The organism is Streptomyces sp. SID14478 (assembly GCF_010548525.1).
Taxonomy (GTDB): Bacteria; Actinomycetota; Actinomycetes; order Streptomycetales; family Streptomycetaceae; genus Streptomyces.
The window spans coordinates 1-208 of the sequence record NZ_JAAGMG010000545.1 but is presented as its reverse complement, the minus strand read 5'-3'; the positions used below and the strand labels follow the sequence as shown (position 1 = coordinate 208).

Sequence of the window (208 nt, the reverse complement as noted above, 5' to 3'; positions counted from 1 at the left end):
GGGACGAGCGCCGCCACCGAGACGCTCCGCTCGCGCAGGTCGGCGAGCGAGGCGAGGGCGACCACGACGGGCGCCCCGCCCGGCGAGTAACCCAGCGGCACGAGCACCGCGGCACCCGCACAGGCCGCGACGAGCACGGTCAGGGGTGCGCGCCGGCGGACGAGCAGTACGGAGCCGACAAGCACCGTCACGATGACCGGGATCACGC

At 76.0% G+C, this 208-nt stretch carries 1 pseudogene; it reads right to left on the bottom strand.

Annotated elements, in window-relative coordinates:
• Nucleotides 1-191: pseudogene (locus G3I40_RS17600) on the bottom strand (sensor histidine kinase); the annotation flags it as partial.
• Nucleotides 192-208 lie beyond the last annotated feature (17 nt).